The 17944-nt window shown below is 72.7% G+C and carries 7 protein-coding genes; 3 read left to right on the forward strand and 4 right to left on the reverse strand.

Annotation, left to right across the window (positions count from 1 at the left end; genetic code table 11):
• Positions 1–6: 6 nt before the first annotated feature.
• Positions 7–957, reverse strand: coding sequence for a hypothetical protein (locus tag ACZ5SK_RS18225; protein ID WP_468576277.1), 951 nt, complete (start codon positions 955–957; stop codon positions 7–9).
• Positions 958–1428: 471 nt separating this feature from the next.
• On the opposite strand from ACZ5SK_RS18225, the gene ACZ5SK_RS18230 reads away from it, so the two are divergent.
• Positions 1429–5157 carry a type I polyketide synthase gene (locus ACZ5SK_RS18230; protein WP_468576278.1) on the forward strand — a complete coding sequence of 1243 codons (3729 nt, stop codon included), beginning with the start codon at positions 1429–1431 and terminating at the stop codon, positions 5155–5157.
• A 21-nt stretch (positions 5158–5178) separates the two neighbouring features.
• A complete protein-coding gene (locus tag ACZ5SK_RS18235; RefSeq protein ID WP_468576279.1) occupies positions 5179–8568 on the forward strand; it encodes a non-ribosomal peptide synthetase in 3390 nt (1129 codons plus the stop codon).
• A gap of 110 nt (positions 8569–8678) precedes the next feature.
• Here the strand turns inward: ACZ5SK_RS18235 and ACZ5SK_RS18240 are convergent, their stop codons facing one another.
• A complete protein-coding gene (locus tag ACZ5SK_RS18240; protein ID WP_334575998.1) occupies positions 8679–9524 on the reverse strand; it encodes an ABC transporter permease in 846 nt (281 codons plus the stop codon).
• Positions 9521–10537, reverse strand: coding sequence for an ATP-binding cassette domain-containing protein (locus ACZ5SK_RS18245; RefSeq protein ID WP_334576000.1), 1017 nt, complete (start codon positions 10535–10537; stop codon positions 9521–9523). Before ACZ5SK_RS18245 ends, ACZ5SK_RS18240 begins: the two co-directional genes overlap by 4 nt.
• A 65-nt stretch (positions 10538–10602) precedes the next feature.
• Here ACZ5SK_RS18245 and ACZ5SK_RS18250 point away from each other — a divergent pair, with 65 nt between their 5' ends.
• A complete protein-coding gene (locus ACZ5SK_RS18250; protein ID WP_468576281.1) occupies positions 10603–11214 on the forward strand; it encodes a TetR/AcrR family transcriptional regulator in 612 nt (203 codons plus the stop codon).
• A gap of 120 nt (positions 11215–11334) precedes the next feature.
• On the opposite strand, the gene ACZ5SK_RS18255 is transcribed toward ACZ5SK_RS18250, so the two are convergent.
• Complete coding sequence (locus ACZ5SK_RS18255; RefSeq protein ID WP_468576282.1) at positions 11335–17937, reverse strand: SDR family NAD(P)-dependent oxidoreductase; 6603 nt, start codon at positions 17935–17937, stop codon at positions 11335–11337.
• Positions 17938–17944: the final 7 nt, after the last annotated feature.

Below are 17944 nucleotides of genomic sequence, written 5' to 3' on the forward strand. Positions count from 1 at the left end.
GTCTCCTCAACGCACCGATCGGATATCCGCACGCACGTGGACCGGCGTCCGTGAGCCGCACTCGTGATGGCCCAGGGCGGCGTTACCGGAAGCGGTGGACGGAATGACCTTGTTGTAGATCGAGCCAAGGCACAGCTCCTGGAACTCGGCGGTGCTCGCGGAGAGGCGGGCGGCCAGCTGGGCCTTGGCGATGTCGATGGTCTTGAGCCTGCCGTCGTCGTCCTCGACCTCGACGCAGGCGTGCGGCAGGTCGAGGGCGCCGCCGAGTACGCCGCAGAACCAGCCCCGCTTCGCCTCGGCCCGGTACCCGGCGTCCCGGAAGCGCTCCGCCAGCAGCAGACTGGCCGCGATGCAGCTCGTCGCGCCCAGGTCGTGCACCAGGCCGTAGTCGGCCTGCATGGGTACCGGGATCATCTGCCAGCGGTAACCGGCGGCCAGGTACTCGCTGGTCAGGCGCCGTAGCACCGGAGAGATCACCGGGGTGCGCGCACCGGTCGTGGTGACCGTGGCCGTGTACTGCGCGGATCCCGAGCCCGGGGCCGGCGCCGTCACGTCGGCGACGCTCCCGCCGAACCGGACAATGTCCGGTTCCTCCAGACGCCACGGAGCCTCGCCCGCGCAGTCGGAACACTCCAGCCGGACCTGGAAGTCCCAGGTCTTGGTGCGCAGCAGGTCGTCCACGGGCCGGCCCGCGAACCGGAACAGCATGCGGAACGCGAGCTCCGGCTGCGTCTTCGAGGTGTTCGAGTACATGCCGAGGTTGTAGAGATCGTTCACGTCGAAGTGACGGACGCCGGAGCGCTCCTCGAACGGCAGCCCGGCGGCGACGAGCCGATCGATCTCCGCCGGCCCGCACCGCAGCATCTCCTGCGCGACCGATTCCGGCTCGCTCTTGACGGAATATTCGGCGGGAATGAATTCGATGGAATCGGCGACCTTTTCCCAGGGCGTATCCATCACTACAGGCGGATCCGACACAATCCATCTCCCGAGGCAGCATCGAACGGTGATCGTCGACGGACTTTCTCGACGCTAGCAGCGGGAGGCCGGCCATGGCAGATCAACGCCACACCTTTCCCCGTGCATTCTTCACCGCATAAAAGGACAAGAATGATCGCCCCACCGTGGTCCGGCCACCTCGGCAGGTAATGAGTGGGGGGGTTCAGCTCACCGACCACCGGCGCATCCATCACGGACCCGGCCGGCTCACCCCGTCACGGTCTTCGGTCTACCCGACCCGGGAGGCCACCTCAACCCCTATCGCACCCTTAGCCGATGGGCTTAGGGGTGTGCGTAGGGGTGGAGGTGGGGTACCAGGGGACCACGCCCGCGCAGTAAGGTCGACCGGGAATTATGCCGAAGTGAAAAATATGCGTCCCCGGGCCTTCGGATTTGAATTGCCGACAATTACAGGGAGCCGTACGACGAATGGCTGATGAAGAAAAGCTGCGTCAGTACCTGAAGAAGGCCACCGGCGAACTGCAGCGCACCGCCCGGAGACTGCACGAGATCGAGCTGAAGGATTCGGAGCCCATCGCGATCGTCGGCATGGGCTGCCGGTTTCCGCCCGATCTGCGTTCCGCGGCGGATCTCTGGCGGTTCGTCGTCGGCGAAGGCGACGGCATCTCGCCGTTCCCCGACGACCGGGGATGGGGCGCCGTCGACGTGCCCGGCTGCACGGACGCGATGGCGCGGCCCACGGCGGCCCAGGGGGGCTTCGTCGCCGGAGCCGACCGGTTCGATGCCGAGTTCTTCGGGATCGGCGAGCACGAGGCGCTGGCGATGGATCCGCAGCAGCGGCTGCTCCTGGAGACCGCCTGGCACGCGGTCGAGCACGCCGGCCTGGATCCGGCCGGTCTGCGCGGGACCCTGACGGGTGTCTACGCCGGGGTGTCCTACTCCCACTACGCCGGGGAGCCGCGGGCGGGGCTCCCGGCGGGCGTCGAGGAGCAGCTGATCGTCGGCGGAGCGCCGAGCACGACGTCGGGCCGGGTCTCCTACGTCATGGGGCTGCGCGGGCCGGCCATCAGCGTCGACACGGCCTGCTCGTCCTCTCTGGTCGGCATCCATCTGGCGTGCCAGGGACTGCGGCGCGGCGACTGCGAGCTCGCGCTGGCCGGCGGCGTCACGGTCATGGCCACGCCGGACGTCATCGTCGAGTTCGGCCGCCGCGGCGCTCTCGCCGGGGACGGCAGATGCAAGCCCTTCTCGGCCGCCGCGGACGGCATGGGCTTCGGCGAGGGCGCCGGGTTGCTGGTGCTGGAACGCCTGTCCGCGGCTCGGCGCAACGGCCACTCGGTGCTCGCGGTGATCCGCGGGTCGGCCGTCAACCAGGACGGCGCGACGAACGGGCTGACCTCGCCGAGCCGCGCGGCCCAGGAGGCGGTCATCCGGCAGGCGCTGGACGACGCCGGGCTCACCCCCGACCAGGTGGACGCGGTGGAAGGGCACGGGACCGGCACGGCGCTGGGTGACTCGATCGAGGCCGAGGCCGTCATCGCCGTCTACGGCGAGAGCAGGACGGCCGAGCGGCCCCTGCGGCTGAGCTCGGTCAAGTCGAACATCGGCCATACCCAGACGGCGTCCGGGGTGGCGAGCGTGATCAAGACGGTCATGGCCATCCGTGCGGGGACACACGCGCGGACGCTCCACTTCGACCGGCCGTCCCCGCACGTGGACTGGTCCGGCGGAACGGTCGCGCCGACGGCCGAGACGGTTCCGTGGCCCGCCGACGGTCGTCCCCGGCGGGCCGGTGTGTCCTCCTTCGGCATCAGCGGCACCAACGCCCATCTGATCCTCGAGGAGTCGACCGCGCAGGACGGCGGATCCGACCCGGCGCCGGACGGCGCCGACGACATCGCCACGCCCTGGGTGCTGTCCGCGAAGTCCGAGCCGGCGCTGCGTGCCATGGCCGCGGAGCTGGGCGGCTTCCTCGCCGCTCGACCGTCCCGCTCGACGGAGGTCGGGGTGTCGCTCGCCCGCACCAGGGCGGGCTTCAGGCACCGCGCGGTCAGCGTGGGCGTCCGCGCCGGCGACCATCTCGCCGCGCTCGCGGCCCTCGCCCGCGGCGAGGACGCGCCCGGCCTGTTCACCGGTGCGGTCACCGCCGCGAAAACGGCCATGGTGTTCACCGGCGCCGAGACGGCCCACGACGACTCGATCCGGCGGCTGGCGGAACGCTTCCCCGTCTTCGCCGAGGCGTACGACGACGTTCGCACCTGTCTTGAGTCCCATCTCGACCGGCCGCCGGCGACGTACCGCCACGCAGCCGTCTTCGCCGTCCAGGTGGCGCTGTACCGCCTGGCCCTTTCGTGCGGAGTGGTGCCGGATCTCGTCGCCGGTTCGGGGATCGGCGAGATCACGGCCGCTCTCGCCGCCGGTGTCCTGTCGCCTGCGGATGCCGGGGCGCTCGCGGCGGCCGTCGCGCGCGTCCACGACACCGAAAGCCGCGAGGACCGCGGGGATCGCGGGGCCGCGGACGGGCTGCGGGCCACCGCGGAGCGGATCGGTTACGCGAAGCCGCGCATCACGTTGGTCTCCCCCGACCACCCCGACCACCCCGACCACCCCGGCCACTGGGCAGCGGGTGACTTCCTGTGGGCCGGCGGCGACGGCGACGACCTCCTGGCCCGGGTGCGGTCGCAGGGTGCGACGGCCTGTCTGGAGCTGGATCCCGGAGCCGTCGTCACGGCGGAAGGGCTGCTGACACGCCTCGCGGAGGCGTACACGGCCGGTGCGGCGTTGTCGTGGGAGGCCGCCTTCACCGGGACGGACGCCAGGGGGATCCGCCTGCCCGGCTACCCGTTCCGCCGCAAGCGGTACTGGCTCGACGCGCCGAGCTCCCGGGGCCGCGGGGGCGACGAGCTGGTCGGGGAGCCCGTGCACCCTCTGCTCGGGGGCCCGATCGACCTCGCCGACCCCGGCGAACGGCGGTTCACCCGGACACCGGCGGAGCGGGAACCCTGGTACGTCGCGCAGTACCGGTTGCGCGGCACGCGGGCCCTGCCACCCGCCGCGGTCGCCGAATGGGCGCTGGCGGCCGCACGCCGCGGAGCCCGCGAGGGCGACGACGCCCGGACGATCGGGGATCTCGTCTTCGGCGAGCCCACCACGCTGCCCGGCACGCTCCCGCCGACCCTTCAGACAGCGGCGGAAACCCACGGCGCGGTCCGCCGGATCAGGGGATTCAGCGCCGGTCCCGGGGACGCCGGTCCCGGGGGCGGCGGCTGGACCCTGCGGTTCACCGCGTCGAGCACCGAGGAGACCGTCCCGGTCCCTTCCGGCGCAGACCTCGACCGGCTGCGCTCCCGGATGACCGAGCAGGCACCGAAGGAACTGTTCGCGCGGCTCGCGGACGCCGGAATCGCCTGCGGCCCGGCCTTCCGGGAGGTCGCCCGCCGCTGGTGGCGGGCCGACGGGGAAGCGCTGACCCTCCTCGAGACCGACGCGGTCGCCGCTGACGGCGATCAGTACGTCGTGCACCCCGTGGTGCTCGAGACCTGCTTCCTGACCGCCCTGCCGCTCGTCGCCGACGCCAACGCCAATGCCGATGCCGATGCCGACGCCGGCCTGTGGCTTCCGTCGGGCCTGTCCCGGCTCACCCGGCACCGCGCGCTGCCACGACGGCTGTGGTGCCACGTCCGCCGTACGCCGGGCGGCCCGATCGACCTGGAGCTGTACTCCGACGCCGGCGAACCGCTCGTCACCGTCGCGGGGCTCACGTACGCCGCATCCGATCCGGCCGGGCAGGCGGCGGCCGTCGCCGAGCCGGAGGCCGTCGAGCCGTGGGACGCCGACGAGCTGTCGCGGCTCGCCGTCGAGGAGCCGCAGGAGGCACGGCGAGCCCTCACGGACATCCTGTTCACCCGGATGACCGTGCTGGTCCCGGGGCTCGCGGACGAGGTGGAGAGCCTGCGCGCACGGTTCGCCGGCGCCCGGCTGGGTGATCTCGGCCTGGACTCGCTGCGCGCGATGCGGCTCAGGGAGCAGTTCCGCACGGCGCTTGTCGTGGACGTCCCGCCCCAGCGCCTCCTCGGCGACACCACCGTGGCGGACATCGTCGACCTGGTCTGCCGGTCCCTCGCCGCCCGAAGCCTCGTCCTGACCGGCGACGAGGAGTCGGCGGCCGCCGGACCCCTCGAAGAACTCATCCTGTAACCCGCCAGGAAGGCAGGCACGATGACCACGGATCTCTTCGCCGAGCTGTACCGCCGGGGGGTCAGATTACGGCTGGCCGACGGCCGGCTTCATGTGACGGCCCCGCCCGACGCCCTGACCCCCGAACTGCGCGAGGAGATGAAGCTCCGCAGGGACGAGCTCGTCGAGATCATCTCGCGCTCCGGGAGCACGGAGGAGCCGGCCGGCCTGGTTCCACGGCCCGAGGAGCGGCATGAGCCGTTCCCGCTGACGGACATCCAGCACGCGTACTGGGTGGGGCGGACACCGGCGGTGGAGCTGGGCGGGAACTCGACCCACTGCTACCTCGAGTTCGATGCCATGGATCTCGACGTGCCGAGGCTGGGCCAAAGCCTCGACCAGGTCGTCCGGCGCCACGACATGCTCAGGGCGATCATCCAGCCCGACGGCCGTCAGCGTGTCCTGCCCGAGGTCGCGCCGTACGACATCCGGGTCACCGACCTGTCCGGGCTCGACGACGCGGCGCAGGAGAGGGGGATCGCGCGGATCCGGGAAGAGCTGGCGCACCAGGTCCTGCCCGCCGACCGATGTCCGCTGTTCGAAGTCCGCGCGACCCGGCTGGACGACCGGCGGTGGCGTCTGCACCTCAGCCTGGACATGCTGGTCATGGACGGTTTCAGCTTCGGAATCTTCCAGCGCGACTGGTTCCGCTTCTACAGCCGGCCGGACTCCCCGCCCGAGCCCGTCGACGTCACGTTCCGGGACTACGTTCTCGCCGAGCAGCGGCAGCAGAGCGAGCAGCCGTTCGAAGCCGACAAGAAGTACTGGCTGGACCGGCTCGACCGGCTGCCACCCGCTCCCGAACTGCCCCTGGCCGTCCAGCCCGGGCAGCTCTCCCGCCCCAGGTTCGCCCGGCGTGAGGGCCGGTTGTCCCGCGAGCAGTGGTCCGCCGTCAAGGAGACCGCCCGGCGCCGGGGGCTCACTCCGTCCGCCGTGCTCATCACCGCCTACGCCGATGTGCTCCGGCGCTGGTCGAAGCGGCCCGAGTTCACTCTCAACCTGACGCTGTTCAACCGCCGGCCGCTCCATCCCCGGATCGGCGAGGTGATCGGCGACTTCACCTCGTTGGTCCCCCTGGAGGCGCGTCCCGAGCCGGAGGACTCCTTCACGGTGCGGGCGAAACGCCTGCACCACCAGCTCATGGACGATCTCGGGCACTCCGCCTACTCCGGGGTCCGCGTCATGCGGGAGCGCGCCAGACGTCTGGGGGGTCGGCTGGGGGCCGCGATGCCGGTCGTCTTCACGAGCATGATCGGCTTCGACTCCGCGACCGATCTCGCCGGGACCGCCCAGGTGTTCGGCGACGTCGTGTACGGCGTCAGCCAGACGCCCCAGGTCTGGCTGGACTACCAGGTGCTCGAGGACCGGGGCGAGCTGCTGGTCAACTGGGACTTCGTCGACGGACTCTTCCCCGTCGGCATGATCGAGGAGATGTTCCTCGCCCACCGGGCGTGCCTGGAACGCCTCGGCGAGAGCGAAGCCGCGTGGGACGAGCGGGAGCTCGTCACGCTCCCGGCCGCCCAGGCCGACGAGCGCCGCCGGGCCAACGCCACCGAGGCCCCGCTCCCCGAGCGGACGCTCTGCGGCCTGGTCGAGGAACAGGCCGAACGGACTCCGGACGCGACCGCCGTGATCTCGGCCGACGGCGAGCACACCTACCGCGAGCTGGTCGGCGACGCCTACCGGCTGGCCCACGTCCTGCAGTCGATGGACGCGACCCGGGACACCCTGATCGGCGTCATCACCGAGAAGGGGTACGAGCAGGTGGCGGCGGCCCTCGGCGTCACCCGGTCGGGGGCCGCGTATCTGCCGATCCAGCCGCGCTGGCCGGACGCCCGGCGCACGCAGCTCCTCCAGCAGGGCCGGGTCCAGGTCGTGGTCACGACACCGCAGCTGCGCTCCGAGCTGACCTGGCCCGACGGCATCCGGCTGGTGACCCTCGCCGACGCCGCAGTACGGTCCGCGCCGCCCACCCCGCCGCCGGCCGGTCCCGCCCCGGACGACCTGGCATACGTGATCTTCACCTCCGGGTCGACCGGCACGCCGAAGGGCGTCATGATCGACCATCGGGCCGCGGCCAACACGGTCCAGGACCTCAACGACCGCTACCGCGTCACCCCGGACGACCGGGTCCTCGCCCTGTCCGCCCTCAGTTTCGACCTCTCCGTGTACGACGTCTTCGGCCTGCCGGCGGCGGGCGGCGCCGTCGTCATGCCGGAGCCGAGCAGGTCGCAGGAGCCACGGCACTGGAGCGAGCTGGTGAACCGGCACCGGGTGACGATCTGGAACACCGTGCCGGCCCTGATGCAGGCGTGGATCGACGCGCACGAGCCGGCCGCTCCCCCGCCCGGACACGGGCTGCGGCTGGTCATGATGAGCGGCGACTGGATCCCCGTGGCGCTGCCGGACCGCATCCGCGCGTTCTACCCCGAGGCCGAGGTGATGAGCCTGGGCGGCGCCACCGAGGCGTCCATCTGGTCGATCCACTACCCGATCGGCGCGGTGCCCCCGCACTGGTCACGGATCCCCTACGGCAAGCCGCTCGCCAACCAGACCATGCATGTGTACGACCAGTGGCTCGAACCGAGCCCGGTCTGGACGACGGGTGAGATCTACATCGGCGGAAGCGGTGTGGCCCGTGGCTACTGGGCCGATCCCGAGCGGACGGCGGAGCGGTTCGTCGTGCATCCCCGGACCAAGGCCCGGCTGTACCGGACCGGCGACCTCGGCCGCTATCTCCCCGGCGGGGACATCGAGTTCCTGGGGCGCGAGGACTCGCAGATCAAGCTCAACGGCTACCGCATCGAGCTCGGAGAGATCGCGGCCCCGCTGCTGCGGCATCCGGGCGTCCGTGACGCACTGGTGTCCGTGGACACCAACCCCAGGACGGGCCGCCGCCAGCTGGTCGCCTACCTGGTGCCCGCGGCAGGCGAGGCCGTCACGGGGCCGACGCATCCCGACGCCGACGCGCTGCGGGCCGAGCTCGAACAGGTCCTGCCGGAATACATGGTGCCGCGCCACTATCTCGTCATCCCGAGGGTGCCGCTCAGCGCGAACGGGAAGGTCGACGTGTCGGCTCTGCCCGCCCCGAGGGACCACCAGGCCCCCGCCCGGCCGTCCGCTGCGCAGGACGAGCTGGAGCGGACGCTGCTGCGGGTGTGGCAAGAGGTCCTGGAGCGCGACGACTTCGGGACGGAGGAGAACTTCTTCGAACTCGGCGGGGACTCCCTGCACGCGATCGGCGTCCTGGAACGCATCGGCAAGGAGTTCGGGACGACCGAGAGTCAGGACGACGGTCTGCGCAGGCTCTTCGACCACCCCACGGTCGCCGGGCTGGCCGCCGTCATACGGGCCGAGGGCCAGGGGTCCTGACCTGCTCCTCCCGGTGATCCGGGGCTGACGAGGGAGAGCGACCGCCGCCGGAAGACCGGTGGCGGTCGCTCTGCCCATGGCCCCCGGGCAAGGCAGGGGGCAGCGGGGGGTCAGCCCTGCTTGCTGTAGAGGCGGAGCGTGATCGGGCCGCATACGAGAGTGAGGACGGCGATCGCGGCGAGCGACCACAGGACGTCGCCGCCGGCGCCTCCGGTGTCGTTCATCAGGGCGCGGGCCGCGCTCGACACATGGCTGAGCGGGTTGACGTCGACGAAGGCCTGGAGCCAGCCGGGCATGGTGCTCGGCTGGACGAAGATGTTGCTGGCGAACGACAGGGGCATCAGCACGGCGTTGGCGATGCTGAGGACGACGGCCTGGTCGCGGACGGCCAGGGCGACCGCGGCCCACACCAGGGACAGCGAAAGTCCGAAGGCGACGACCAGGGCGACCGCGGGCAGCACGCCCAGCACGCCGCCGTCGGGGCGGTAGCCCATGATCATGCCGAGGACGAGCACGATGGCGGAGGCGAACAGATAGCGGGCGATATCGCTGAGCAGCCCGCCGAGCACGAAGGCACCGCGCCAGACCGGCAGGCCGCGGAAGCGGTCGAAGGCTCCGCTGCGCACGTCCTGGGCGAGACGGCCGCCCCCGTACATGGTGACGATGGCGATGCTCATGCTGAGCACGCCGGGCAGCAGGACCTTGAGGTATTCGCTGGTCGAACCGCTGATGGCGCCGCCGAACAGGTAGGTGAACAGCACCGTCAGCAGGATCGGGATGGCGGAGGAGTCCACGAGCTGCTTGGGGTCGTGCTTGAGCTTCAGCATGGCGCGCCTGCCGAAGGTGGCCGATGCGGCGAGGGCGCCGGCACGGCCGCGTACGCGTCCCTCGGCGAGGAGCGCGTCGATCGGGTCCTCCGGCGCGGCGGGGCGCGTGGACACGGCAGGAGTACTCATGCGTTCAGTTCCTCGTGGTCGATGGTGGCCGGACCGGCCCCGTGGCCGGTCAGGGCGAGGAAGGCCTCGTCCAGGCTGGGCTGGCCGAGGGAGAGGTCGGCGATGCCCACCCCGGCGTCGGCGAGCCGGGTCGCGGCGCGCCCCACCAGCCGGCCCACGTCCGTCTCGTCGGGCCGGCCGGCGAGCAGCACGGACACGGAAAGGGGGTCGGCGGCGGCCTGGACCGTCCCGCCCAGGACGTCGGCCAGGATCTGCAGCGCGTGCGGACGCTGCTCGCCGTCGAGGAGCCGGACGTGCAGGGTGCCCGAACCGACCCGGGACTTGAGCTGGGCGCTGGTGCCTTCGGCCACGATCCGGCCGTTGTCGATGACCGCGATCCGCTCGGCGAGCTGGTCGGCCTCCTCGAGGTACTGGGTGGTGAGCAGCACCGTGGTGCCGGCCGCGGCGACCCGACGGACCAGGTCCCACACCTGGTTACGGCTGCGCGGGTCGAGGCCGGTGGTCGGCTCGTCGAGGAACAGCAGGTCGGGCGTCACGACCAGGCTCGCGCCGATGTCGAGCCGGCGGCGCATGCCGCCGGAGTAGCCGCCCACCGGCCGGTCGGCCGCGCCGGTCAGGTCGAACGCGGCGAGCAGGGCGTCGGCGCGCTTCCTGGTGGCCGCCCGGGACAGTCCGTTGAGCCGGCCGAGGATCAGCAGGTTCTCGTGTCCGGTGAGATCTTCGTCGAGGGAGGCGAACTGGCCGGTCACCGCCACCCGGGCCCGGATCGCGTCCGTCTCGGTCAGCACGTCGTGGCCGAGGACGCGGGCGGTGCCGCCGTCCGGCCGGGTCAGGGTGGCCAGGATGCGGATCGTGGTGGTCTTGCCCGCGCCGTTGGGGCCGAGGAACCCGAACACCTGACCGCGCCCGATCGTGAGGTCGATCCCGTCCAGCGCTCGGTTCTCGCCGTAGACCTTGACCAGACCGCGCGCCTCGACCGCCGGATGATCCGCACCCGAACTTTTCTTTGACATGCCGTAAGAGTTAGCCAATCTCTTACAGCTTGTCAAGGTTATGGCCGAACGCGTATCTTCTGGGAATGGCCGAATCGCACGACACCATCACGCCGCCACGCCGCCGCCGGGCCGACGCCCGGCGCAGCATCGACGCCATCCTCAACGCGGCCCGGGTCGTGCTCGGCGAGCGGCCCGACGCGAGCATGGACGACGTCGCCGCCACGGCCGGCGTCACCCGCCAGACGGTCTACGCGCATTTCCCTTCCCGCGACGCGCTGGTCGCCGCCCTCATCGAGGCCGCGGCCGCCGAATACATCGCCGCGCTCGACAGCGCCGGCCTCGACGTCGACCCGCCCGCCGAGGCGCTGGCCCAGTTCCTCGACGCCGGCTGGCGGTTCCTTCGCCGCAACCCCCTCCTGCTCAACCCCACCGGACCCGGAGCTCCGCGCCCGAACCGCAACGCTCTGTCCGACGTCGTGCCCCCGCGGCTCGAACGGCTCATCCGGCGAGGCCAGAACACGGGCGACTTCGGTGCGCCCCTCCCCGCCGCGTGGCTCGCCGCAGCCGTCATCGGACTGCAGCACGCCGCCACGGCAGAGGTCACCGCCGAGCGCCTCACCACCGACGAGGCGGACGCGCTGTGCCTGGAAAGCGCACTGCGCCTCTGCGGTGGCGAGGCGCCGGCGTCGCGGTAGTCGTGCCCGGTCCGCTCCCGGTCCCAGCCCGCCGTGGACCGGCGACAGGGCCGATGACCAGCCGGGTCCACGGCCTCCGCCGGATGGCCGGCCTGCCCGTGTCCAGGGGCAGGCCGCCCGTCATGCGGTGTCGGGGAGGTCTGCGTCGATGAGCGCGAAGAGTTCGTCGTCGGTGGCGGAGTCGAGGGCGGAATCGAGGGCGGAATCGAGGGCGGTCGCCGCGCCCTCGCGGGACGGCGCCCCGCTCTCGGGGTGAGCGTCGTCCCATCGGCTCAGCAGCGTGCGAAGGCGCCGGGCGATCCTGTCCCGCAGTTCCTCACCCGGCTCGATCCGCAGGAGGCCCTTCTCGAGGCTGTCGATCTCGTCGAGCACCGGCACGGACTGCGGCGCCGCCTCGGAGGTGAGCCTGGTGCGCAGGTGCTCGGCGAGTTCGGCCGGAGTGGGATGGTCGAAGACCAGCGTCGCCGGGAACCGGCAGCCGGTCGCGCCGGCCAGCCTGTTGCGGAAGTCGACGGCGGTGAGGGAGTCGAACCCGATGTCCCGGAACGGGCTGTCCGGATCCATGCTCTCCGCGTCACCGCCGCCCAGCGCGACCACCGCGTGCGACCGGACGAGGTGGAGCAGGAACTGCCGCTGGTCGGCTTCGCTCAGCGAGGCCAGTTGCCTCGCCACACCGGTGGCGGGGTCGGAGGCCACGATCCGTGGCTGGGCCGGCGTGTTGATCAGCCCCCGCCAGAGCGCCGGGAGCGAACCGTCACGGGCAAGGGTCCGAAGCCGGCCGGTGCGGATACCGGTCGCCAGCAGGAGAGGTTCGGCGGAGCCGCGTGCGGCGTCGAACAAGGCCAGCGCCTGCTGGGTGGGCAAGGGGGCGAAGTACCCGCTCATGCGTGCCCGGTTGGAGCTGGTGATGCCGGCGGTCAGCTCGCTGGTCTGCGCCCACAGGCCCCACGCCGTCGACGTCGCCGGCAGGCCCATGGCCCGCCGGTGACAGGCGAGCGCGTCGAGGAACACGTTGGCGGCCGCGTAGTTGCCCTGTCCGGGTGCGCCGGTCAGCCCGGCGCCGGAGGAGAACAGAACGAACGAAGCGAGGTCGGCCCCGGCGGTGAGCTCGTGCAGATGCAGGGCCGCGTCGACCTTGGGCCGCATGACCGTGTCGATCTTGTCCGGGGTGAGCGAGGGCAGGATCCCGTCGTCGAGGACGCCGGCCGCGTGCACGACCGCCGTGAGGGGGTGATCAGCCGACACCGTGGCCAGCGTCCGGGCGAGATCGGCCCGGTCGGCGACGTCACAGGCGACGATCTCCACCCGGGCGCCCCGCTCGGCCAGTTCGTCGTGAAGGGCCTGCGCACCGGGGGCTTCGGGGCCGCGGCGGCTCAGCAGCAGGAAGTGCCTGGCTCCGTGCTCGGCGAGATGGCGCACGACGAGGCCGGCCAGGGTTCCGGTGCCGCCGGTGACGAGCACCGTCCCCTCGGGGTCCAGCGCCGGCGGAACGGTCAGCACGATCTTGCCGACGTGCCGGGCCTGGCTCATGAACCGGAACGCCGGTATCGCGTCGCGGACGTCCCAGGTGGTGACCGGTGGCAACGTCAGTGAACCGGCGTGGAACAGGCTCATGATCTCGGACAGCATCTCCTTGATGCGGTCCGGTCCCGCGTCGTTCAGTTCGAATGCCCGGTAGTCGGCCCCGGGATGGCTGCCGGAGACGTCGGCGCCGTCGCGGATGTCGGTCTTCCCCATCTCGACGAAGCGTCCGCCGGGCCGTAGCAGCCGCAGTGAGGCGTCGACGAAGTCTCCGGCCAACGAGTTCAGCACGACGTCGACGCCCTGCCCGGCGCTCACGTCGCCGAACTGCCGCTCGAACTCGAGCGTGCGGCTGGACGCGATGTGCGCGTCGTCCAGTCCGGCGGACCTCAAGACCGGCCACTTGCCCTGGCTGGCGGTCGCGAACACCTGTGCGCCCCGGTGCTGCGCGAGCTGGACGGCCGCCATGCCGACCCCACCGGCCGCCGCGTGCACGAGCACGGACTCGCCGGGTCGCAGCCCCGCCAGGTCGGACAGCGCGTAGTGCGCGGTGAGGAAAGCCACCGGCACCGAAGCGGCCTCCTCGAACGACCATCCCTCGGGGATCTTGGCGAGCAGCCGGTGATCGGTCACCGAGAGCGGCCCGAACGCATGGGTCAGCAGACCCAGGACCCGGTCCCCTGGCACCAGGTCAGGTACGTCGCTGCCGACGGCGGTCACCGTTCCCGCGCCCTCGCCGCCGAGATCCGTCTCACCGGGGATCAGCCCCAGCGCGACGACCACGTCATGGAAGTTGAGTCCGGCCGCCCGCACGGCCACCCGTACCTCGCGCGGGCCGAGTGGGCCGGTCGGCGGTGAGCATTCCGCCGCCGTCAGTCCCTCCAGCGTCCCGGTGCCGGTGCATTCCAGGCGCCAGGCGGCCGCCCGGGCGGGCGGTGTCAGGCTTTCGCCGTCGGCGGCCCGGGCCAGCCGCGGCGCCAGCAGCTCGCCGGAACGGACCGCGAGCTGCGGTTCCCCGCAGGCCGCTGCCGCCGCCCAGGCCTCCCCCGGTCCGGCATCCTCCGGGCAGCTGCCGTCGTCGACCAGGACGAACCGGCCCGGGTGCTCCGTCTGCGCCGTGCGCACCAGCCCCCACACGGCGGCCGACGCCAGGTTCGCGACGTCGTCCCCCGCCCGTGCCGCGACCGCGCCCTGGGTCCTGATCACCAGCCGGCCGGCGCCGAGGTCGTCGTCCGCCAGCCATGCCTGCACCACGCCCAACGCGGCCGCGGTGACTGTCCGGACGAGGGCGGGCAGGTCGGCGGAGCCGTTGCCGCGGACGGCCTCGGGAGCACTCCACAGCACCAGGTCGGGCGCCGGGGTTCCCTCGGCGATCGCCGCCCGCAGCCCGTCCGGGTCACGGTAGGTGTCGACGACCGCGCCGGAGTCACCGAGCCGCTGCGCGACCGCCGCCCCGTCCGTGCCCAGGACCGCCCAGCGCGGCCGCGCCGGGCCCGGCCCGGACCCGGGCCGGGGCACGGGCGCCCAGTCGACCCTGAACAGCGCGTCGCGGAGCGCGCCCGACTGCGTGGCGCGCACCTGCTCCGCCGATACCGGCCGTACGACGAGGGCGCCGACCGAGACGACGGGACGCCCGTCGAGGTCCGCGGCCGTCAGCGCCACCCGGTCCGGGCCGTTGCGCCGCACCCTGACCCGCAGATCGGTCGCGCCCGACGCGACGAGGGCGACCTCGCTGAACACGAACGGCAGCAGAAGTCCGGCACCCGTCGGCGGGCCTTCCGGCGCCATGAGGATGCCCGCCGCCTGCACCGCCGCGTCCAGCAGGGCAGGGTGGACGCCGAACCGCCCGGCCTCGCCGCGCTGCGGGGAAGGCAGGCGGACCTCGGCGTACACGTCGTCGCCGAGCCGCCATGCCCGGCGGATCCCACGGAACGCCGGTCCATACGTGAATCCGCGCTCCGCGTACTCCTCGTAGAGCCGCTCCGTGGGCAGTTGCTCCGCGCCGGCCGGCGGCCAGATCACGAGGTCGCCGAAGTCCTCCGCGAACGGCGTGCCGGTCAGCTCGCCCACGGCGTTCGACGTCCATCCGCCGTCCACGGACGTGTCCTCCGGCCTCGAGTACACGCTCACTGGGCGGTTGCCCGAGTCGTCCGGGGCTCCGGCGACGACCTGGACCTGGACCGCGCCCTGCGACGGGACCACCATGGGGGCTTCCAGCGCGAGTTCGCCGATTCCGGAGCAGCCGGTTTCGGCCGCGGCGCGCAGCGCCAGCTCCACGAACCCGGTGCCGGGAAGCAGCACCTGGTCCTCGACCACGTGATCGGCCAGCCACCCGTGGGTCTGCGGCGACAGACGGCCGGACAGCACCACGGCGGCGCTGTCGGCGACGTCCGTCGCGGCGCCGAGCATGGGATGCTCACCGGCCCGCAGTCCCGCCTTGCCGAGGGCGTCCGCGGAAGGGGCCGTCGGGTCCTGCCAGTAGCTCTGCCGCTGGAACGCGTACGACGGAAGGGCCGGGGTGTCGTTCCCGCGCCGCCCCAGCACGCTCTCCCAGGCGACCGGCACGCCGCCGACGTAGGCCTGCGCGACGGAGCCGAGGAAGTCGTCGAGGCCGCCGCGGTTGCGATGCAGCGTGGCGAGGACCAGTGCGGAGGCGTCCGCGTCGGCGATCGTGTCCTGCAGTCCCATGGTCAGCACCGGGTGCGGGCTCGCCTCCACGAACAGCTCGTAGCCCCGGTCGAGCAGGGTCCGGGTGACCTCGTCGAAGCGCACCGGCTGCCGGAGGTTGCGGTACCAGTAGTCCGCGTCGAGCTCGGCGGTGTCCAACTGCCCGCCGGTGACCGCGGAGTAGAAGGGGATCCGCGAGGGGCCGGGGGTGACGCCGTCGAGCCGCGCGAGCACGTCGGCCCGGATCCGCTCGACGTGCGGCGAGTGCGAGGCGTAGTCGACCGGGAGGAGCCGTGCCCGGACGTCCGATTCCTGGTGTTCGGCCACCAGAGCGGCTGCCGCGGCGGCGTCGCCCGACACCACCACCGACCCGGGCCCGTTGACGACGGCGATCGTCAGCCGGCCGTCCCACCGGGACAGCAGGGCCTCGGCGTCCTCGCGTCCCAGGCCCAGCGACGCCATCGCCCCCTGCCCGGACAGCGACGCCAGGGCCCGGCTGCGCAGCGCCACGACCCGTGCCGCGTCCTCCAGGGACAGTCCGCCCGACACACAGGCAGCCGCGATCTCGCCCTGGGAGTGTCCGACCACCGCGGCGGGCACGATCCCGGCGTGCTGCCACAGGGCGGCCAGCGACACCATGACCGCGAACAGCACCGGTTGGACGACGTCCACCCGGTCCAGGTCCGGGGCGCCGGGCGCTCCCCGGAGCACGTCGCACACCGACCAGCCGGTGAACGCCGCCAGCGCCTGGTCGCATTCGGTGAGCCGGTCGCGGAACACCGGAGCCGTCTCCAGCAGCCCGAGCGCCATCCCCGGCCACTGGGACCCCTGTCCGGGGAACACCAGCACCGCCTCGCCGGAGCGGCTGCGTGCCGTGCCCTGGATCAGCCCGGGCGCGGGCCGTCCCGCTGTCAGGGCGTGCAGTCCGCTCAGCAGCCCGGTCCGGTCGGCGCCGAGCACCACGGCCCGGTGGGGCAGCGCCGCGCGCCGGGCCAGCGAGTGTGCGGTGTCGCGCGCGTCGAGGTCCGGGCGGGCCTCGACGAACTCCGCCAGCCGGGCGGCCTGCCCGCGCAGACCGGCCTCCCCTCGTGCGGACACCACCCACGGCAGCACAGGCACGGCGTCTTCGGGCCCGGACGGCTGCGGGGCGGGGTCCGCGCCGTCGTGGGCCGGGGGCTGTTCGAGGACGAGGTGGGCGTTGGTGCCGCTGACGCCGAAGGAGGACACCCCCGCACGCCGTGGATGCCCCGCGTCGGGCCACGGCGACGCCTTCACGGCCAGCTCGGCCTCGCCCGCCGACCAGTCCACATGACGGCTCGGCTCGTCCACGTGCAGCGTCGCCGGCACCGTCCCGTGACGCATCGCCAGCACCATCTTCATCACGCCGACCGCACCGGCCGCCGCCTGCGTATGGCCGATGTTCGACTTCACCGACCCCAGCAGAACCGGCCTGCCCTCGGGCCGCTCCTGCCCGTACGTCGCCAACAGCGCCTGTGCCTCGATCGGGTCCCCCAGCGACGTGCCCGTGCCGTGCGCCTCCACCACGTCCACGTCCCGCAGCGACAGGCCCGCGTTCGCCACCGCCTGACGGATCACCCGCTCCTGCGACGGGCCGTTCGGCGCCGTCAGACCGCTCGACGCGCCGTCCTGGTTGACCGCCGAGCCCCGGATGACCGCGAGCACCTCGTGCCCCCGGCGCCGGGCCTGCGACAGCGGCTCGAGCAGCAGCAGCCCGACGCCCTCGGCGAACCCGAATCCGTCCGCGGCGTCGGAGAACGCCTTGCACCGCCCGTCCGCCGACAGCGCGCGCTGCCGGCTGAACTCGACGATCACCTTCGGGCTCGACATCACCGCCACCCCGCCGGCCAGCGCCATCGAGCACTCGCCGGCCCGCAGGGCCTGACAGGCCAGGTGCAGCGCCACCAGGGACGACGAACACGCCGTGTCGACCGTCACCGCCGGGCCCTCCAGCCCGAACACGTACGACAGCCGCCCCGACAGCACACTCGGGGTGGTCCCGGCCACCGCGTAGCCCTCCACGCCGTGCGGGTAGTCCGTCGGACCGGCGCCGACGAACACCCCGGTCCGGCTGCCCTTGAGGCCGAGCGGATCCACTCCGGCCGCCTCGAACAGCTCCCAGGAGGTCTCCAGCAGCAGCCGCTGCCTCGGGTCCATGGCCAGCGCCTCGCGCGGGGAGATCCCGAAGAACTCCGCGTCGAACCCGGACACCCCGTCCAGGAACCCGCCCTCGCGGACATACGACGTCCCCAGGTGATCGGGGTCCGGATCGAACAGCCCGGCCAGATCCCAGCCCCGGTCCGCGGGGAAGGCGGACACCGCGTCCCGGCCCTCGGACAACAGCTGCCAGAACTCCTCCGGCGACGTCACACCCCCCGGCAGGCGGCACGACATCCCCACGATCGCGACCGGCTCGCGGAGCGTCGCCTCGAGCTCGTCGTTTCGCAGCCGCAGCCGCCGGGTCTCCTTGACCGATTCCCGCAGTGCTCTGGTGATCTCGTCGATTGACGCAGTCATCGGGGCC

It is taken from the genome of Streptomyces sp. NPDC031474 (assembly GCF_055581185.1).